A 15,487-nucleotide genomic window follows, 5' to 3' on the forward strand; every position below is an offset into this window, starting at 1 on the left:
CTTCCCCCCCCCCCCCCCCCCCCCCCCCCCCCCCCCCCCCCCCGCTACCGGACTGGTATCACATGCAGAAACTGGTTAGAATTGCGGATTCCCATCAGGCCTTTCACGCCTGGCGGTGGAAACCCTACAAAAAACGTGCAGCACAGTCCGGTGACTGCATGAGCCTACGTTGTCGAAACGACACGCCCACCCGAACGAACACAATCGGTGCACCCATGAGCAAGCTGAACAAATCCATCCTCTCGGACTTCGAATCCGCCCAGATCACCCGTGAGCTGCCGAAGTTCAGCCAGGGCGACACCATTGTCGTGAACGTGAAGGTGAAGGAAGGCAACCGTGAGCGCGTCCAGGCGTACGAAGGCGTCGTGATCGGCACCAAGAACGCTGGCCTGAACTCCGCGTTCACCGTCCGCAAGATCTCGCACGGCTACGGCGTCGAGCGCGTCTTCCAGACCCACAGCGCCATCATCGACTCGGTCGAAGTGAAGCGTCGTGGTAAGGTCCGCGCCGGCAAGCTGTACTACCTGCGTGGCCTGGAAGGCAAGGCTGCCCGCATCAAGGAAGATCTGGCCGCTGCTGCGCAGGCCAAGGTCGCCCGCCTGGCTGCCAAGGCTGCCCAGTAATCTTCTGGAGTGGTGTACCGACCAACGGTCGGTACCTACCCCACCAGACGGCCACCTTCGGGTGGCCGTCTGCGTTTCCGGATGTATGCAAATTGATCGAATTGCTCGTAGAGCCACGCCCTGCGTGGCTGCTCTTCGTGCGGCGCCATGAGCGCCTGCTGGCCGTCGCAGCCGCGCAGGGCGGGCTCTACCGCGTTGGGTGCGGATCCGGATCGGCAACCGGCGAGGGCGGCGATGCGGGAATCTCCGCCGGCGCGGCCATTTCCTCGCGGCGGCTCGGCAGCATGCGCGCCTTGCGCCAGCCGCCCCAGCGGTAATACGCCAGCGACATCAGCATCGCGCAGAACGAACTCACCGGGAAACTCCACCACACCGCGTCCGCACCGAGGCGATCCTGCAGCAGTTCGGCGAATGGCACCCGGATGCCCCACAGCGATGCCGCCAGGATCAGCAGCGGCGGTATCACCGCACCGGTGGAGCGCACCACGCCGGAAATGACGAAGTTCACCCCGAAGAACAGGAATGACCATACCGCGATGTGGTTGAGGTGGCGCGCCACGTCCAGCGCTTCGCTGCCGCTGGGCAGGAACAGCGCCAGCGAGTAACGGTCCAGCAGGATCAGCGGCAGGATAAGCACACCGGTCAGCAGGAAGTTGTACAGCACGCCGCTGCGCGCGGTACCCCGCACCCGCGACCAGTTGCCCGCGCCCACGTTCTGCGCCGCCATCGACGAACACGCCGCACCGATCGCCATGGCCGGCATCTGCACATACGTCCACAGCTGCAGCGACGCACCATAGGCTGCGGCGGTGTCGGTGCCATAGCTGTTGACCATGGTCATCATCATGATCATCGACAGCGAAATCAGCACCATCTGCAGGCCCATCGGCACGCCTTTGACCACCAGTGCGCGCAGGATCTCGGTGTCGATCCTGAACAGTCGCATGTCCTTACGGCCCAGCCACAGCACATGGCGCTTGTTGCGCATGTACCAGAGCAGGCCGATCAGCGACAGCGTCTGCGCGATCAGCGTGGCCCACGCCGCACCGGCGATGCCCAGCTTCGGGAACGGCCCGATGCCGAAGATCAGCAGCGGGTTGAAGCCGATATCCAGCACCACCGACAGCAGCAGGAAGCGGAACGGCGTGCGTGAATCGCCGACGCCGCGCAGCGCCGAACTGAGGAAGGCGAACGCGTACAGCGTAGGCATCGCCAGGAAGATGATGCGCAGGTAGGCCTCGGCCAGCGGAAGTGACGCGGCCGGCGTGCCCATCGCCGCCAGCAGCGGGTGCGACAGCCACCAGCCGGCGATGGCGATCACCACCGACAACCCGATGAAGAAGGTGGCACTGGTGCCCATCACCCGCCGCGCCTGCGGGATGTCCTTGGCGCCCATCGCCTGGCCGATCAGGATGGTGGCGGCCATGCCGATGCCGAACACCGAACCGATCAGGAAGAACATGATGTTGTTGGCGTTGGCGGTAGCAGTCAGCGCTGCCTCGCCGAGGAAGCGGCCCACCCACACCGCATTCACCGAGCCGTTCAACGACTGGGCAATGTTGCCCGCCAGGATCGGCAGGGCAAACAGGAACAGATTGCGCCCGATCGGGCCGGTAGTCAGGTCAAGCGGCGCTTTGGCCATGTGCTCTGGAGATCAAGCCCGGAGAGCGGCACACTAGCACCAACCCCGTAACCGGGATATCGCGATGCGTACACCTGACCGGTTCATCCCCGCACTCGCGGCACTCTTGATTGCCGCGCTGCTGCCCGCATGTTCGACTACAGACGACCGCCTGCGCGATGCGCAGGTACGGCCGATGGACCGACCGGAATGCCAGGTCGGCAGCCAGCGCCGCGATCTGGATGCGGGGGTACCCGTGCTGATCGGTGGCACCGGGTGCCGTGGCAATCCGTCGGCGCCGCAACCGCTGAACCGACGACCGGCTGAGCCGGGGAGCTGAACCCACCGCATGATTGAAACAAAAACGCTCGAGCCTTCCGCCGTGCGGCTGGATGTGTGGCTGTGGGCCGCACGCTTCTTCAAGACCCGCAGCCTGGCCAAGCAGGCGGTGGAAACAGGCAAGGTGGACGTGGCCGGGCAGCGCCCGAAGTCCTCGCGCGCCGTGCGCGTGGGCGAGCAGCTGCAGATCAGCCGCGGCGACGAAGTGTATGAGGTGCAGGTGCGCGGATTGAGCGACCTGCGTGGCCCGGCGCCGGTGGCGCAGCAGCTGTATGAGGAAAGCGAAGCCTCCCGCGCGCGCCGCGCCGAGCTGCGCGCGCAGCGTGCGGCCGCGAAGAATGGCTACCAACCGCCGGAGCACCGCCCCGACAAACGCGCGCGGCGGTTGATCCGCGCGCTGGGCGATATCGACGCGATCTGAAGCAACGTACCCACCAACGGTGGGTACCTACCGACGAACCGACCCGATTGACGCGGGTAGCGCACGACCGTTGGTCGTGCGCCATGAAACGACCCGATTGACGCGGGTAGCGCACGACCGTTGGTCGTGCGCCATGCAGATCCGCATCACCGGTGCAGGTCGTACCGGTCCAGCTCCATCACCCGTGCCCAGGCGGCAACGAAGTCGTGCACGAACTTCTTCTCGCCATCGGCGCTGGCATACACCTCGGCCACCGCACGCAGCACCGAGTTGGAGCCGAAGACCAGGTCGGCACGGCTGCCGGTCCAGCGCTTGCCGCCGCCGTTGCGGTCGACGCCCTCGTAACCATCGCCGCTGGCCTTCCACTGCGTGCGCATGTCCAGCAGGTTGACGAAGAAGTCGTTGCTCAGGGTACCCGGGCGATCGGTCAGCACGCCCTGGGTGTTGCCGTCCACGTTCGCACCCAGCACGCGCAGCCCGCCCACCAGCGCGGTCAGCTCCGGCCCGGTCAGGGTCAGCAGCTGCGCCTTGTCGATCAGCAGTGCCTCGGCCGGCACGCTGTAGCGGCCCTTCACGTAGTTGCGGAAGCCATCGGCATACGGCTCCAGCACTGCAAACGATTCGACGTCGGTCTGGTCCTGGCTGGCATCGGTACGCCCCGGGGTGAACGGCACGCTGATGTCATGGCCACCGGCCTTGGCGGCCTGCTCCACGCCGACATTGCCGGCCAGCACGATCAGATCGGCCAGCGAGACCTGCGCGCCACCCTCACCCGTGAAGCCGGTCTGGATCTGCTCCAGCGCTGCCAGCACCTTGGCCAGCTGTCTGGGCTGGTTCACTGCCCAGTCCTTCTGCGGGGCCAGGCGGATGCGCGCGCCGTTGGCACCACCGCGTTTATCCGAACCGCGGAAGGTGGAGGCCGAGGCCCAAGCTGTCGAGACCAGCTCGGCTACGCTCAACCCGGCAGCCGCGATCTGCTGCTTCAGCGCCGCCACATCGGTCGCGCTGATCTGCGTCTTCGGCGCGTCCGGCACCGGGTCCTGCCAGATGAAGGTTTCGGCCGGTACTTCCGGGCCCAGATAGCGGGCACGCGGCCCCATGTCGCGATGGGTCAGCTTGAACCATGCACGCGCGAAGGCATCGGCGAACAGCTGCGGATTCTCCAGGAAGCGCCGTGAGATCTTTTCATAGGCCGGATCCATGCGCAGCGACAGGTCGGTGGTGAGCATGGTCGGGCGGTGCTTCTTCGACGGGTCGTGCGCGTCGGGAATCACGGCATCGGCGTTCTTGGCCACCCACTGGTGGGCGCCGGCCGGGCTCTTGGTCAGTTCCCATTCGTTGCCGAACAGGATCTCAAAGAAGTCGTGGCTCCACTGCGCCGGGGTGCGCGTCCAGGTCACTTCCAGGCCGCTGGTGATGGTGTCGCCGCCCTTGCCGCTGCGGAACCTGTTGGCCCAGCCCAGGCCCTGGTGTTCAAGGCCAGCCGCTTCGGGTTCCACGTCCACGTTGTCGGCCGGGCCGGCGCCGTGGGTCTTGCCGAAGCTGTGGCCACCAGCGATCAGGGCCACGGTTTCCTCGTCATCCATGGCCATGCGGCCGAAGGTGTCGCGGATGTCGATGGCGGCCTTGACCGGGTCCGGGTTGCCATCCGGGCCTTCGGGGTTCACGTAGATCAGGCCCATCTGCACGGCGGCCAGCGGATTTTCGAGGTTGCGCGAGTGGATGTCACCGTCGGCGTCGTCATCGGACACCAGCACGCCATGGTCTTCGACCACGCCTTCGGAGCCGTGCGCGTAGCGCACATCGCCGCCCAGCCAGGTGGTTTCGCGGCCCCAGTACACGTCCTGGTCCGGTTCCCAGGTATCGGGGCGGCCGCCGGCAAAGCCGAGCGTCTTGAAGCCCATCGATTCCAATGCGACGTTGCCGGTGAGGATCAGCAGGTCGGCCCAGGAAATGGCCTGGCCGTACTTCTGCTTGATCGGCCACAGCAGGCGGCGCGCCTTGTCCAGGCTGACGTTGTCCGGCCAGCTGTTGAGCGGAGCGAAGCGCTGCTGGCCCCGGCCGCCGCCGCCGCGACCGTCACCGATGCGGTAGGTGCCGGCGCTGTGCCAGGCCATGCGCACGAACAGGCCACCGTAGTGGCCGAAGTCGGCCGGCCACCAGTCCTGCGAATCGGTCATCAGCGCGGTGAGGTCGGCCTTGAGCGCGGCGTAGTCCAGCTTGGAGAACGCCTGGGCGTAATCGAAGTCAGCGCCCAGTGGGTGCGACCGCGAGGAGTGCTGGTTGAGCAGGTCCACGCGGAGCTGGTTGGGCCACCAGTCGCGGTTGGTGGTGGCATCGCCGACAAGGGCGTGGTTGAACGGGCACTTCGCTTCGCTTTTCATGGGTAGCACCTGTGGACTGGCGAATGTGGAATGGGCCCCGCGTGAAGACGCGAGGGCAGCCCGACTACCCTATGCGCCCTTCTGCGGTTGGTAAATTCAATTGAATTGACCGAATTGATAGGGATGGACTATCGATGGGCGACGGTCATGAGGCAGGCGCCCGGGCAGGTCAGCGCTTGCCGAGAATGCCCATGACATCGCCGAGGCCGAATTGGCCGTCGCCATCCTGGTCGAACGCGTTGAGCAGGCCGCCAATGCCCCCGGCAGCCGCCGGTGGTGCTTCGGCGCCCAGCGCTTGGCCGAGCTCGTTTGCGTTGCCCTGCTGGGCAAACCGCTGGGCCAGGAACGACATGACAATGGGCGCAAGGATTGCCAACAGCTGGCCGGCGCGGCCACTGTCGAGGCCGGTCTTGTTGCCCAGCACCTGGGCCGCCTGATTGGTCTGGCCGCCAAAAACGTGGCCGAGGATGCCCGCGCCGTTGGTGGCCGCACCTCCGCCGCCGCCGCCCAGCACGGCCCCCAGGATTCCGCCGAGGTCGAAACCACCGCCGCTGCCGCCGAGATGATCTTTCTGGAGCGCATTGAGCAGCGACTGCGCGCCCTGCGGCTGGCTGGCGTTGCTGCCCAGCGCGCCCATCAACAGGGGCAGAGCGGCGCTGACCGCCTGGGTGGCCTGGTTGGGGTCCAGGCCGAGCTGCCGGGAAACCTGCTGGACGCCAGTGCCCTGCAACTGCGAGAAAAGGGATGCGGTGAGCGAATTCGTGTTCACGATCGACTCCTTCGACCCGGGATGGGACCGACGGAGCATAACGCCGCGTGCACGAAGGGAATGCGAAGGCTTCACGCGCCCGGCCGCGCCGGTCGCCCGATTAACGGTCGGGCGCAACCGCAGATTCGGCCCACCCGACCCCCGCGAACGCGGTAGGTCACGACCGTTGGTCGTGACCCGCGCCAACTACACCAGCGCTTTAAGCCGGTACAGCGCCTCCAGCGCCTGCTTCGGGGTCAGCTCATCCGGATCAAGCGCCGCCAACGCCTCCTGCGCCTTGCTGGAGGGCGTGGTGAACAGCCCGAACTGCTGGGGCGCATCCAGCGCCTGGGGCGCCATGGTGGCCGCCACGGTCTCGCCGCCGCGCTGCTCCAGCTCAGCCAGCCGGCGCCGGGCCTGGGCCACCGTGGCGCGGGGCAGGCCGGCCAGGGCGGCCACCTGCAGCCCGAAGCTGCGGTTGGCCGGGCCGTCCTTCACCGCGTGCATGAACACCAGTGTTTCGCCGTGCTCCACCGCGTCAAGGTGCACGTTGGCGATGCCGCTGGTGCCGCCTTGATGCTGCTCGTCGGCCAGCGCGGTGAGCTCGAAGTAGTGGGTGGCAAACAGCGTGTAGCAGCGGTTCTCGTACGCCAGGTGGCGGGCCACCGCATCGGCCAGGGCCAGGCCGTCGTAGGTGGAGGTGCCGCGGCCGATCTCGTCCATCAACACCAGCGACTGTGCCGTGGCGTGGTGCAGGATGTAGCTGGTCTCGCTCATCTCGACCATGAAGGTCGATTGCCCGCGCGCCAGGTCGTCTCCGGCGCCGATGCGGGTCAGGATGCGGTCGATCGGGCCGATCACCGCGCGGCTGGCCGGCACGAAGCTGCCGATGTGGGCCAGCAGCACGATCAGCGCGTTCTGCCGCATGTAGGTGGATTTACCGCCCATGTTCGGGCCGGTGATCACCAGCATGCGACGGTCCGGATGCAGGTCCAGGTCGTTGGGTTCGAACGGCTGCTCGCGCACCGCTTCCACCACCGGGTGGCGGCCGCGCTCGATGCGCAGGCACGGGGCGGTGTCCAACTCCGGGCGCGCCCAGTCCAGCGCCTGCGCGCGTTCGGCGAAGCCGGCCAGCACGTCCAGTTCGCTGAGCGCGGCGGCGCACTGCTTGAGCGGTTCCAGCTCGCCCGCCAGCGTATCAAGCAGCTGTTCGTACAGCAGCTTTTCGCGTGACAGCGAACGTTCCCGCGCGGACAGTACCTTGTCTTCGAACGTTTTCAGTTCTTCCGTGATGTAGCGCTCGGCATTGGTCAGGGTCTGGCGGCGGGTGTAATGCACGGGCGCCCTGTCGCTCTGGCCCTTGCTGATTTCGATGTAGTAGCCGTGCACGCGGTTGTAGCCCACCTTCAGCGTGGCGATGCCGCTGCTGGCACGTTCGCGCTGCTCCAGGTCGATCAGGAACTGATCGGCATGGGTCGACAGTCGGCGCAGCTCGTCCAACTCGGCGTCGTAGCCTTCGGCGATCACGCCGCCGTCGCTCAGCTTCATCGGCGGCGAAGGGGCGATGGCCGAGGCCAGCAGGTGTGCGCATTCGTCGTGCGAGCCCAGAGACTCGCGCAGTGTCACCAGGCGCGGGGAGTCCAGCGGCGCCAGCACCGCACGTACGTCCGGCAGCAGGCCCAGGCCATCACGCAGCGTGGAGAAATCGCGCGGGCGCGCCGAACGCAGCGCCACCCGGGTGAGAATGCGTTCCAGATCGCCCAGCGCCCGGAACGCGTCGCGCAGATCGCTGTCCGCGCCGCGGTCGATCAGCGTGGCCACCGCATCGTGGCGCTGCACCAGCACCTCGCGCAGGCGCAACGGGCGATGCAGCCAGCGGCGCAACAGGCGGCCGCCCATGGGAGTGACGGTGGTATCGAGCACCCCCAGCAGCGTGTTGCGGGTATCGCCGTCCACGCGCGTATCCAGCTCGAGATGGCGGCGGGTGGCCGCGTTCATCGCGATCGCCTCGCTCGCCGTTTCGATTGAAATCGAGGTCAGGTGCGGCAGGCGCTGTTTCTGGGTTTCTTCGACATACCCCAGCAGGGCGCCGGCCGCAGCGGTGGCGCGTGGCTTATCGTCGATGCCGAAGCCGGTCAGGTCATGCAGCTTGAAGAACGCGAGCAGCTGGCGGCGACCGCTGTCGGCATCGAACAGCCAGGGTGCGCGGCGGCGGATGCCGCTGCGCTGCTTGAGGAATTCCGGCCAGTTCTCTTCATCCGGCACCAGCAGCTCGGCCGGCTCAAGTCGGGCCAGCTCGGCTTCCAGCGCGTCGTCGGAATCGACCTCGTTGACCAGGAAACGGCCGCCGGCCAGGTCGGCCCAGGCCATGCCGTAACCGTGCTTTCCGCGCGACAGCGCCATCAGCAGGGTATCGCGGCGCTCATCCAGCAGCGCCTCATCGGTGACGGTACCGGGGGTGACGATGCGCACCACCTTGCGCTCGACCAGGCCCTTGGCCAGCGCCGGATCGCCGATCTGCTCGCAGATGGCCACCGACTCGCCCAGCGCTACCAGCCGCGCCAGGTAGCCCTCGTAGGCATGCACCGGAACGCCGGCCATCGGGATCGGCGCGCCACCGGAGCTGCCGCGCTGGGTCAGAGTGATATCCAGCAGCCGGGCCGCTTTGCGGGCGTCGTCGTAGAACAGCTCGTAGAAGTCGCCCATGCGGAAGAACAGCAGCAGGTCCGGATAGCCAGCCTTGGCGGCAAAGAACTGCTTCATCAACGGGGTGTGTTCAGCGGGCTTCTGGGTCACGCGGGGTCCATCGGTGGCGGGGCCTTGGGCAGGCCGGACTCCACATTGTAGGGGAGGGCCGCAGCTGCGGCTGCGGCCTGCGCACCTAAACGGTTGGCTGACTGAAGGGTAGGGTCGGTCGCAAGACGACTGCCGATGGTAAATCCACGCCCGGTAACGCATGACCTTGAACGGAACCGTTCCTCCGGTCGCGTCCATGCGCCACCGCGCGTTGCTCGTCTACGAGCAGTCGTTTGGGAATCGACCCTACCCATCGGGGCCCTTCGGCCAGGGAGGCTCAGCGACCTTCCAGCTGGATTCAGGGATGCGCCGCAAAAATCTCCATGACAATCTGGAAGTAAGTCTGGCCTTCGCCGGCATCGAGCGCCTCGAGCTGAGCGGCGATCGTGCGTACGTTGAACGTGCCTTCTGCATCCAGCTTCGCCTGCAGCCATGCGCGGGTGGTCTCCCCTCCCAGCGCGCTGCGGGTGTGCTCGATGTCCTGCCAGATGACCGTCGCGCTTTCGTGCCCGGCCAATACGCCATAGCCGCCGTACAACATGTCATCCAGTGCATCCAGGCTGTGCCCGAGCTCCCAATCCTCGTTGGCCATGAAGACCCGGTTGATCTCGGCGTAGAAGCTGGGGATGTCACTTACCGCACTGCCTTGCAGCACCAGTACCAGTGGATCGGTGGTGGCCATTCAGTCCTTTCCCTCTATTCCTGGTCAGCACACGACTCTAGCAGTGGCACCCACCCGTCGAATCGCGGCGGCGTCGGGCATGTATATGGGAATTGCCAACGGTTATTTAAATGCGGCGATGCGACATGAAAGAGTGGGCTTCCATTCACGGACCACTCCGGAGGCCGTTCGCCCATGTCCATCGCACGCTGCACGACGCCGTTCAAGGTAATCGGCACCACCGCATTGTGCGCCATGCTGCTGCTGGCGCCGCTGGTTTCCTCGGCTGAGGACCAGGCCTCGCCGCTGCGCACTTACCTCGCAGCCAAGCGCGACGCCATCGAAGCCCAGTCGGCCAGGCCCGGCACGCCTACCGTGATCCATGCCAAGGTCACCGCCGAAAGCCGCTCCGGCGTTCGCCGCCTGCGCATCGGGCCCACCGGCGAATTCCAGTACATCAGCGACAGTGGCCGCAACTACGCCGGCTACAACCTTGGCGCGGGCTCCTGGGATTCGCTGGTAGGAACGCTGGCCAGCGCGGTGGCGGATGAGTACATCGTGCAGGCGGCGGTGCAGGGTGTGCCGCTGGATGGCCTGGACGTGGTGTTCACCAGCATCCCCGAGCGCAAGAGCGAGACCCTCGCTTACCCCAACAATCTCTCCTATGTGGCCTATATCAATTCGCCGGCCACCGATGCGCAGCTGCAGGCGCTCAAGCGGGCGGTGCATGAGAACTCCTCGGCCATCGACCTGGTCACCCGTCCGCAACAAGTCAGCCATGCGGATGTGGAGTACATCCACAGCGCGGCCGAGCGTGATCCGAAGTTGCCGCCGGGCCTGCGCGACTTCATCACCGAGGAGAAGCGCCCGGCCGTGCTGGCCCGGCAGGTGAAGCCCGGTGCGGGCAAAGCCAGGCCGGCCGAGCCGGACACCCTGGTTGCCCGCGCCCACGTTGAGCCGCGAACCGGGCTGCGTCGGGTGTTCCTGGGCAGGGACGGTTACCACCAGCAGCTGCACGACAGCGCGCCGGGACTGCTGGGCTACGGCCTTGCCCCGACGGTTGAGGAACACCTGCTCGGCGTGACGGGTACCTGCCTGACCCACATCTTTGAAGTGCAGGCTGCGTCGCGCAATGTGCTGCTGGATTCGCTGGAGCTGACCGTGGAGGGTCAGGTGAGCCCGCGCTTCGGAAACAACGTGCGCTCGCCGGCACGGTACAGCGACATCCGTTACAAGGTGCGGATTGAATCGCCGGCCTCGGAGCAGGAGATCGATGCGCTGCGCCAGTCGGTGGAGGCGACCTGCCCGCTGTACAACCTGGTCAAGGACGAGCAGAAGCTGGAAGGCAGCATCGTGCGAGGCGCATATGCGGAAGCCACGCGCTAAGCGCAGTCATCTGGCGCTCGCCCTGTGCACGCTGCTTGCGCCGACCGGGGCGGCGGAGGCCGCCGAGCCGGCAGAAGCGGCTGAAGAAGCCGCTGCAACGGGATCGCAGACGCCGGGTTCCAACGCGCGCACGCTGGACAAGGTCTCCGTGCTCGGCTCGCAGATCGCTGGCGGCGGCGCGCAGGCGGCACTGCCGGTGGTGGCTGTGGACCGCGAGCAGATCGATGCCACCCTTGCCACCAACGGCAACGAGCTGTTCCGCAGCCTGCCGCAGTTCGGTGATGTGGCCATTACGGAAAAGGGCACCACCAACGCAGGCCGGAACTCCAACGTCGCACGCGGTGACGTGGGCTCCATCAACCTGCGCAATCTGGGGTCGAAGTACACGCTGCTGCTGGTCAACGGCCGCCGCACCGTGCAGCACCCGATCAGCAACAGCGGCGATGACACCACCTACAACGCCAACGCCATTCCGGTCTTCGGCCTGGAGCGGGTCAACCTGCTGCTGGATGGCGCGGCGTCCATCTACGGTTCCGATGCGGTGGCCGGCGTGGTCGACCTGGTGATGCCGAGCAATCTGGCAGATGGCGGCGGCGTGCGGCTCAACTACGGCAAGGTAGCCGATGGCCACCGCGAAGAGGTATCGCTGGACGGGTACTTCGGCAGCGATTTCAGCGAAGGGCGCGGCAACCTGTCGGTGCTTTATGGCTTCTCCAAGCGGACCTCGCAGCTCAATTCCGATGCCTGGTTCACCGCCACCGACGGCCGCCGCCCAGTGGGCGATGGCACCAGCGTGCCGGATCCGAACGGCACCACCGGGTTCAGCACCCGAACGCCGTGGGGCCATTTCGATACCTATACCGGCAGCCGCCGCACCGGCAGCTGGTACGTCAGTCCCACCACCGGTGCGTTGACCTCGGGCACGGTGCCCACGCGCTATCACTACGATTCGGCGGCCGAGCCGGGGATCACCACGTCGCCGGCCATCCGCAAGGGCAATGTGTTTGCCACCGGCCGCTTCGATGTCAACGACAGCCTGCAGCTGTTCGGTGAGCTGGGCTATTACCGCGCCTCCTCCGAGTCGTGGGTAAGCAGCGAATCGGGCTTTGGCGGTGATGGCTTCCTGCTGCACATCCGCCCGGATGCGTACTGGGTTCCGCAAGCACTGCGCGGTGCCGATGCGATCCGGCTGCTCAACTACCAGTTCGCCGATTCCGGCATCCGCCGGGTCAAGGTCGACAACGACCAGTCGCGGGTGCTGCTGGGGGTGCGCGGCTGGACCGAGGGCGGCTGGAACTGGGAAACCGCGTTGCTGTACTCACGCGCGCGCAGCACCGATACGCAGCAGGGCGGGCTGACCGATGCCTTCATTGAAGCGGTGAACCGCACCGACGCCAGCGCCTACAACCCGTTCAGCGGCGGCGACCCCGCCAGCATCCGGGTAGGGGATGCCACGCCTTACGATACCTCGTCATTCATTGGCGAGGCGACCCGCGAAGGCACCACGGAACTGGCGCTGTGGGACTTCAAGGTGAACCGTTCCGACCTGCTGACCTGGTACGCCGGCGACATCGGCATGGCGGCAGGGGTGGAGTACCGCTATGAAAGCCGCCGGGACGACCGCGACGAGAACATCGACGGCAGCAATCCTTATGCCGACTGGTACACCGGCACGGTGGCGGCCAGCAACTTCTTTACCCACAGCCCGCGGCCGGACGTGCGCGGCAGCCGCAACGTCAAATCGGCGCTGATCGAGTTCGCGGTGCCACTGGTGTCCCCGGCGCAGGGTATTCCGCTGGTGCAGTCGCTGGACCTGCAGATCGCCGGCCGCTGGGAGGATTACAGCGATGCCGGCAAGGTCGGCAAGCCGAAACTGGCGGCGGCCTGGAAGGTGGTGGACAGCCTGCTGCTGCGCGGCTCGGTGAGTGGCGGTTTCCGTGCCCCCGGGCTGGAGCTGGTCAACTCACCCCCGACCTATGGCTTTGGCTTCAACAACGACGCGGTCCGCTGCCATGCGTTGGTCACCAAGGGCGCGCAGCCGGATTACAGCGCCTGCTTGAATGCCTTCAGCAGCGGCTCGTCGGTGAAGCCCTCGGTGAGTTCCGTGACCTCTTACGGCGACGACGTCAAGCCGGAAACCACCCGGCAATCGTCGTGGGGCGTGGTGTTCGAGCCGCAGTTCCTGCCCGCAGGGCTGGGGGCGATCAGCCTGAGCGTGGATGCGTGGCGGGTGAAGGTGGAGAACCCCATCAGCACCATGGGCGAGGAACTGCTGTATGACGCCTACCTGCGCGTGGTGGAAGGCAGCAGCAACCCGAACGTGGTGCGGGCGGAGGTGACGGCGGAGGATGTCGCGCAGTTCGAAGGCTCCGGCCTGGCGCCGGCGGGCGTAGTGACGCACATCTACAACCGCTACCAGAATCGCCGGCCGCTCACCGCGTCGGGCGTGGACTACAACCTCGGCTGGCGGCTGCCGGAAACGTCGTGGGGCAACTTCTCGCTGCAGATCAGTGCCAGCCAGCTCAAGGAATACACCCAACAGAAACCGGCCGAGATACAGCAGGTGGCCGCGGCCATCGCCAGCGGGCAGCTGAACATCCTCGTGCCCGACCTGGGGGCGGCCAACGAGGTGGGCATCAACGGCGCGAAGCCGGAATGGCGGGCCAGCGCGACCTTGATCTGGAACCTCCAGGACTGGACGGTGCGCCTGCGCGATGACTACATCGACAGCGTGACCGCTGGCGCTTATGCCGATCGCACACCGTTCGTGGTCGGTTCCACGCAACGCTGGGCGTTGTCGGTGAGGAAGGCGTTCACACGGGGTCGGCTCAGTGGCACCGCAGTGGAAGTGGGCGCGCGAAACCTGTTCGACAAGGAGCCACCGCTGAGCGCCACCGGCAACTACCTGAGCGCGCTGCACGAATCCTACGGACGCTACCTCCACCTCGGTATTTCGAAGACCTGGTGAACATCATGAAGACGCACGCAATCGTTTCGCTGTTCCTGGTCACCCTGCTCGCTACCGCATGCACTGCGCAGGGCGAGTCGACCGGGGTGCCGTCCGCGTCCGCAGCCGCGGCCGCTGCGCTGCATTTCCAGGACGAACACACCCAGTGGGTGCGCCAACGCAGCGCGGACCTGGGTAAACCTGACGGCTGGACCAGCCTGATCGGGCTGCACTGGATCGAAGCAGGCAAGCGCAGCGTGGGAGGCGGCCCCGACAACGCCATCCGCCTGTCCATCGCGCCGGCTCGACTGGGCGAGGTGGAGCAGCGCGCCGATGGCCTGTACTTCCAGGTCGCCGCAGGCGTGCCGGTCACCGTTGATGGCAAGCCGGTGCAGGGCGATGTGCGCCTGGATCCGGAGGGAGCGGGCGGTGGAACAAAGCTGGTCTATGACGAGGGCCGGGGCCAGATCACCGCCATCAAGCGCGGTCAGCGCCTTGCCCTGCGGGTGCGCCACGCCGACGCGCCGGCACGGCGGGACTTCGCGGGCCTGGACTTCTTTCCGGCAGATGAAGGCTGGCGCGTAAAGGCCCGGTTCGTTGCGCACCCGGCCGGCAAGACCCTGCCCATCGTGAACGTGCTCGGCGAGGTCGCCGACAATCCCAACCCGGGCTATGTGGTGTTCGAGAAGGAGGGGCACGAGTGGCGACTGGAGGCACTGGGCGACCCGGCCAAAGGCCTGAACCTGATGTTCCAGGACCAGAGCACCGGCCGGCTTACCTACGGGGTGGGGCGCTACCTGCGCACGGATCCCGTCGCGGCGGATGGAACGGTGAACATCGATTTCAACCGCGCCCACAACCCGCCCTGTGCATACACCGAGTTCGCTACCTGCCCCCTGCCGCCGCCGGAAAACCGATTGGTCCTGCAGGGCGCTGACGGTGCACGCACGCGACTGGCGGTGCTTGCCGGTGAGAAAACCTACCGAAGCAGCACGCATTGATCCACTCTCCGCCGATGGCTGCCGGCTGAACAGGATGGATGCTCTTGACGCAACGTGGACGCCAATTCACCGTGCCTTTTCAGCGGCAGGGCAACACTGGCATCCAGCAATTCCTACAGGAGCCGACCATGCAGACCTCGATTCGCGTTTTGTGCCTTGGCACGCTGATGGCCGCCGCGTCGGTCGCATCCGCCCAGAGCTACGGCCCCCGGGATGAAGGCCGGCGCTTCAACGACGGCAGCAAGGTGGTATGCAAGAATGTCGAAGTGCAGCGCAACAGCCGCGACCCGAACCGCATTGCCGGCACTGCGACAGGCGCCATCGTTGGTGGTCTGCTCGGCAACCAGGTCGGCGGCGGCAATGGCAAGAAGGTTGCTACGGTGGCGGGCGCGGTCGCGGGTGGCGCGGCGGGTCGTCACATCCAGGGCAACCAGCAGCAGAAGAAGGGTGACCGCGTGGTTGAACGCCGCTGCGAACGCGTTTACCGCTGATACCTGCTGCGGCATGAGGATCAGGAAGGGGCCGGCTGCTGCCGGCCTCTTTTTTTTTCACGCCGGATA

Annotated in this window: 12 protein-coding genes; 7 read left to right on the forward strand and 5 right to left on the reverse strand. The window is 66.5% G+C overall.

The window, feature by feature from the left end:
• Positions 1–215: 215 nt before the first annotated feature.
• On the forward strand, positions 216–623 hold the full coding sequence (gene rplS, locus ACTJI4_RS14530; protein WP_339445816.1) for a 50S ribosomal protein L19: 408 nt from the start codon (positions 216–218) through the stop codon (positions 621–623).
• A gap of 187 nt (positions 624–810) precedes the next feature.
• Here the strand turns inward: rplS and ACTJI4_RS14535 are convergent, their stop codons facing one another.
• Positions 811–2,265, reverse strand: coding sequence for an MATE family efflux transporter (locus ACTJI4_RS14535; protein WP_440869757.1), 1,455 nt, complete (start codon positions 2,263–2,265; stop codon positions 811–813).
• A gap of 64 nt (positions 2,266–2,329) precedes the next feature.
• On the opposite strand from ACTJI4_RS14535, the gene ACTJI4_RS14540 reads away from it, so the two are divergent.
• Positions 2,330–2,584 (forward strand): hypothetical protein, encoded by a 255-nt coding sequence (locus ACTJI4_RS14540; RefSeq protein ID WP_392915822.1) that lies wholly within the window; start codon positions 2,330–2,332, stop codon positions 2,582–2,584.
• A 9-nt stretch (positions 2,585–2,593) separates the two neighbouring features.
• The gene (locus tag ACTJI4_RS14545; RefSeq protein WP_440869758.1) at positions 2,594–3,004 is read left to right on the forward strand and encodes an RNA-binding S4 domain-containing protein; all 411 of its coding nucleotides are present in this window, start codon (positions 2,594–2,596) and stop codon (positions 3,002–3,004) included.
• Between the two features lie 146 nt (positions 3,005–3,150).
• On the opposite strand, the gene katG is transcribed toward ACTJI4_RS14545, so the two are convergent.
• The 4 genes from katG to ACTJI4_RS14565 form a co-directional block, all read right to left on the reverse strand.
• Positions 3,151–5,388: a catalase/peroxidase HPI gene (katG, locus tag ACTJI4_RS14550; RefSeq protein WP_440869759.1), complete on the reverse strand. Its 2,238-nt coding sequence runs from the start codon at positions 5,386–5,388 to the stop codon at positions 3,151–3,153.
• 169 nt (positions 5,389–5,557) lie between these two features.
• Positions 5,558–6,157, reverse strand: coding sequence for a DUF937 domain-containing protein (locus tag ACTJI4_RS14555; protein ID WP_440869760.1), 600 nt, complete (start codon positions 6,155–6,157; stop codon positions 5,558–5,560).
• 186 nt (positions 6,158–6,343) lie between these two features.
• Positions 6,344–8,899: a DNA mismatch repair protein MutS gene (gene mutS, locus ACTJI4_RS14560; protein WP_392917538.1), complete on the reverse strand. Its 2,556-nt coding sequence runs from the start codon at positions 8,897–8,899 to the stop codon at positions 6,344–6,346.
• 331 nt (positions 8,900–9,230) lie between these two features.
• Entirely contained in the window at positions 9,231–9,614 is a 384-nt protein-coding gene (locus ACTJI4_RS14565; RefSeq protein ID WP_440869761.1) for a barstar family protein, read from the reverse strand.
• A 174-nt stretch (positions 9,615–9,788) separates the two neighbouring features.
• Here ACTJI4_RS14565 and ACTJI4_RS14570 point away from each other — a divergent pair, with 174 nt between their 5' ends.
• From ACTJI4_RS14570 to ACTJI4_RS14585, 4 genes are all read left to right on the forward strand, one after another.
• Positions 9,789–10,979, forward strand: coding sequence for an OsmC family protein (locus ACTJI4_RS14570; protein ID WP_440869762.1), 1,191 nt, complete (start codon positions 9,789–9,791; stop codon positions 10,977–10,979).
• On the forward strand, positions 10,960–13,947 hold the full coding sequence (locus tag ACTJI4_RS14575) for a TonB-dependent receptor domain-containing protein (RefSeq protein ID WP_440869763.1): 2,988 nt from the start codon (positions 10,960–10,962) through the stop codon (positions 13,945–13,947). Before ACTJI4_RS14570 ends, ACTJI4_RS14575 begins: the two co-directional genes overlap by 20 nt.
• Before the next feature lie 5 nt (positions 13,948–13,952).
• Positions 13,953–14,927, forward strand: a complete 975-nt coding sequence (locus ACTJI4_RS14580; protein WP_440869764.1) for a DUF1684 domain-containing protein — start codon at positions 13,953–13,955, stop codon at positions 14,925–14,927.
• Between the two features lie 128 nt (positions 14,928–15,055).
• Positions 15,056–15,418, forward strand: coding sequence for a glycine zipper 2TM domain-containing protein (locus ACTJI4_RS14585; RefSeq protein WP_392915844.1), 363 nt, complete (start codon positions 15,056–15,058; stop codon positions 15,416–15,418).
• Positions 15,419–15,487 lie beyond the last annotated feature (69 nt).

Origin of the sequence: Stenotrophomonas sp. 22385 (genome assembly GCF_052045085.1) — a bacterium.
GTDB lineage: Bacteria > Pseudomonadota > Gammaproteobacteria > Xanthomonadales > Xanthomonadaceae > Stenotrophomonas.

Excerpts from the sequence above, each read along its gene's own strand:
- katG (WP_440869759.1), bottom strand. The coding sequence starts at position 5,388 with ATGAAAAGCGAAGCGAAGTGCCCGTTCAACCACGCCCTTGTCGGCGAT.
- ACTJI4_RS14580 (WP_440869764.1), top strand. The coding sequence starts at position 13,953 with ATGAAGACGCACGCAATCGTTTCGCTGTTCCTGGTCACCCTGCTCGCT.
- ACTJI4_RS14565 (WP_440869761.1), bottom strand. The coding sequence starts at position 9,614 with ATGGCCACCACCGATCCACTGGTACTGGTGCTGCAAGGCAGTGCGGTA.
- ACTJI4_RS14585 (WP_392915844.1), top strand. The coding sequence starts at position 15,056 with ATGCAGACCTCGATTCGCGTTTTGTGCCTTGGCACGCTGATGGCCGCC.
- rplS (WP_339445816.1), top strand. The coding sequence starts at position 216 with ATGAGCAAGCTGAACAAATCCATCCTCTCGGACTTCGAATCCGCCCAG.
- ACTJI4_RS14545 (WP_440869758.1), top strand. The coding sequence starts at position 2,594 with ATGATTGAAACAAAAACGCTCGAGCCTTCCGCCGTGCGGCTGGATGTG.
- mutS (WP_392917538.1), bottom strand. The coding sequence starts at position 8,899 with ATGAAGCAGTTCTTTGCCGCCAAGGCTGGCTATCCGGACCTGCTGCTG.
- ACTJI4_RS14535 (WP_440869757.1), bottom strand. The coding sequence starts at position 2,265 with ATGGCCAAAGCGCCGCTTGACCTGACTACCGGCCCGATCGGGCGCAAT.
- ACTJI4_RS14575 (WP_440869763.1), top strand. The coding sequence starts at position 10,960 with ATGCGGAAGCCACGCGCTAAGCGCAGTCATCTGGCGCTCGCCCTGTGC.
- ACTJI4_RS14540 (WP_392915822.1), top strand. The coding sequence starts at position 2,330 with ATGCGTACACCTGACCGGTTCATCCCCGCACTCGCGGCACTCTTGATT.
- ACTJI4_RS14570 (WP_440869762.1), top strand. The coding sequence starts at position 9,789 with ATGTCCATCGCACGCTGCACGACGCCGTTCAAGGTAATCGGCACCACC.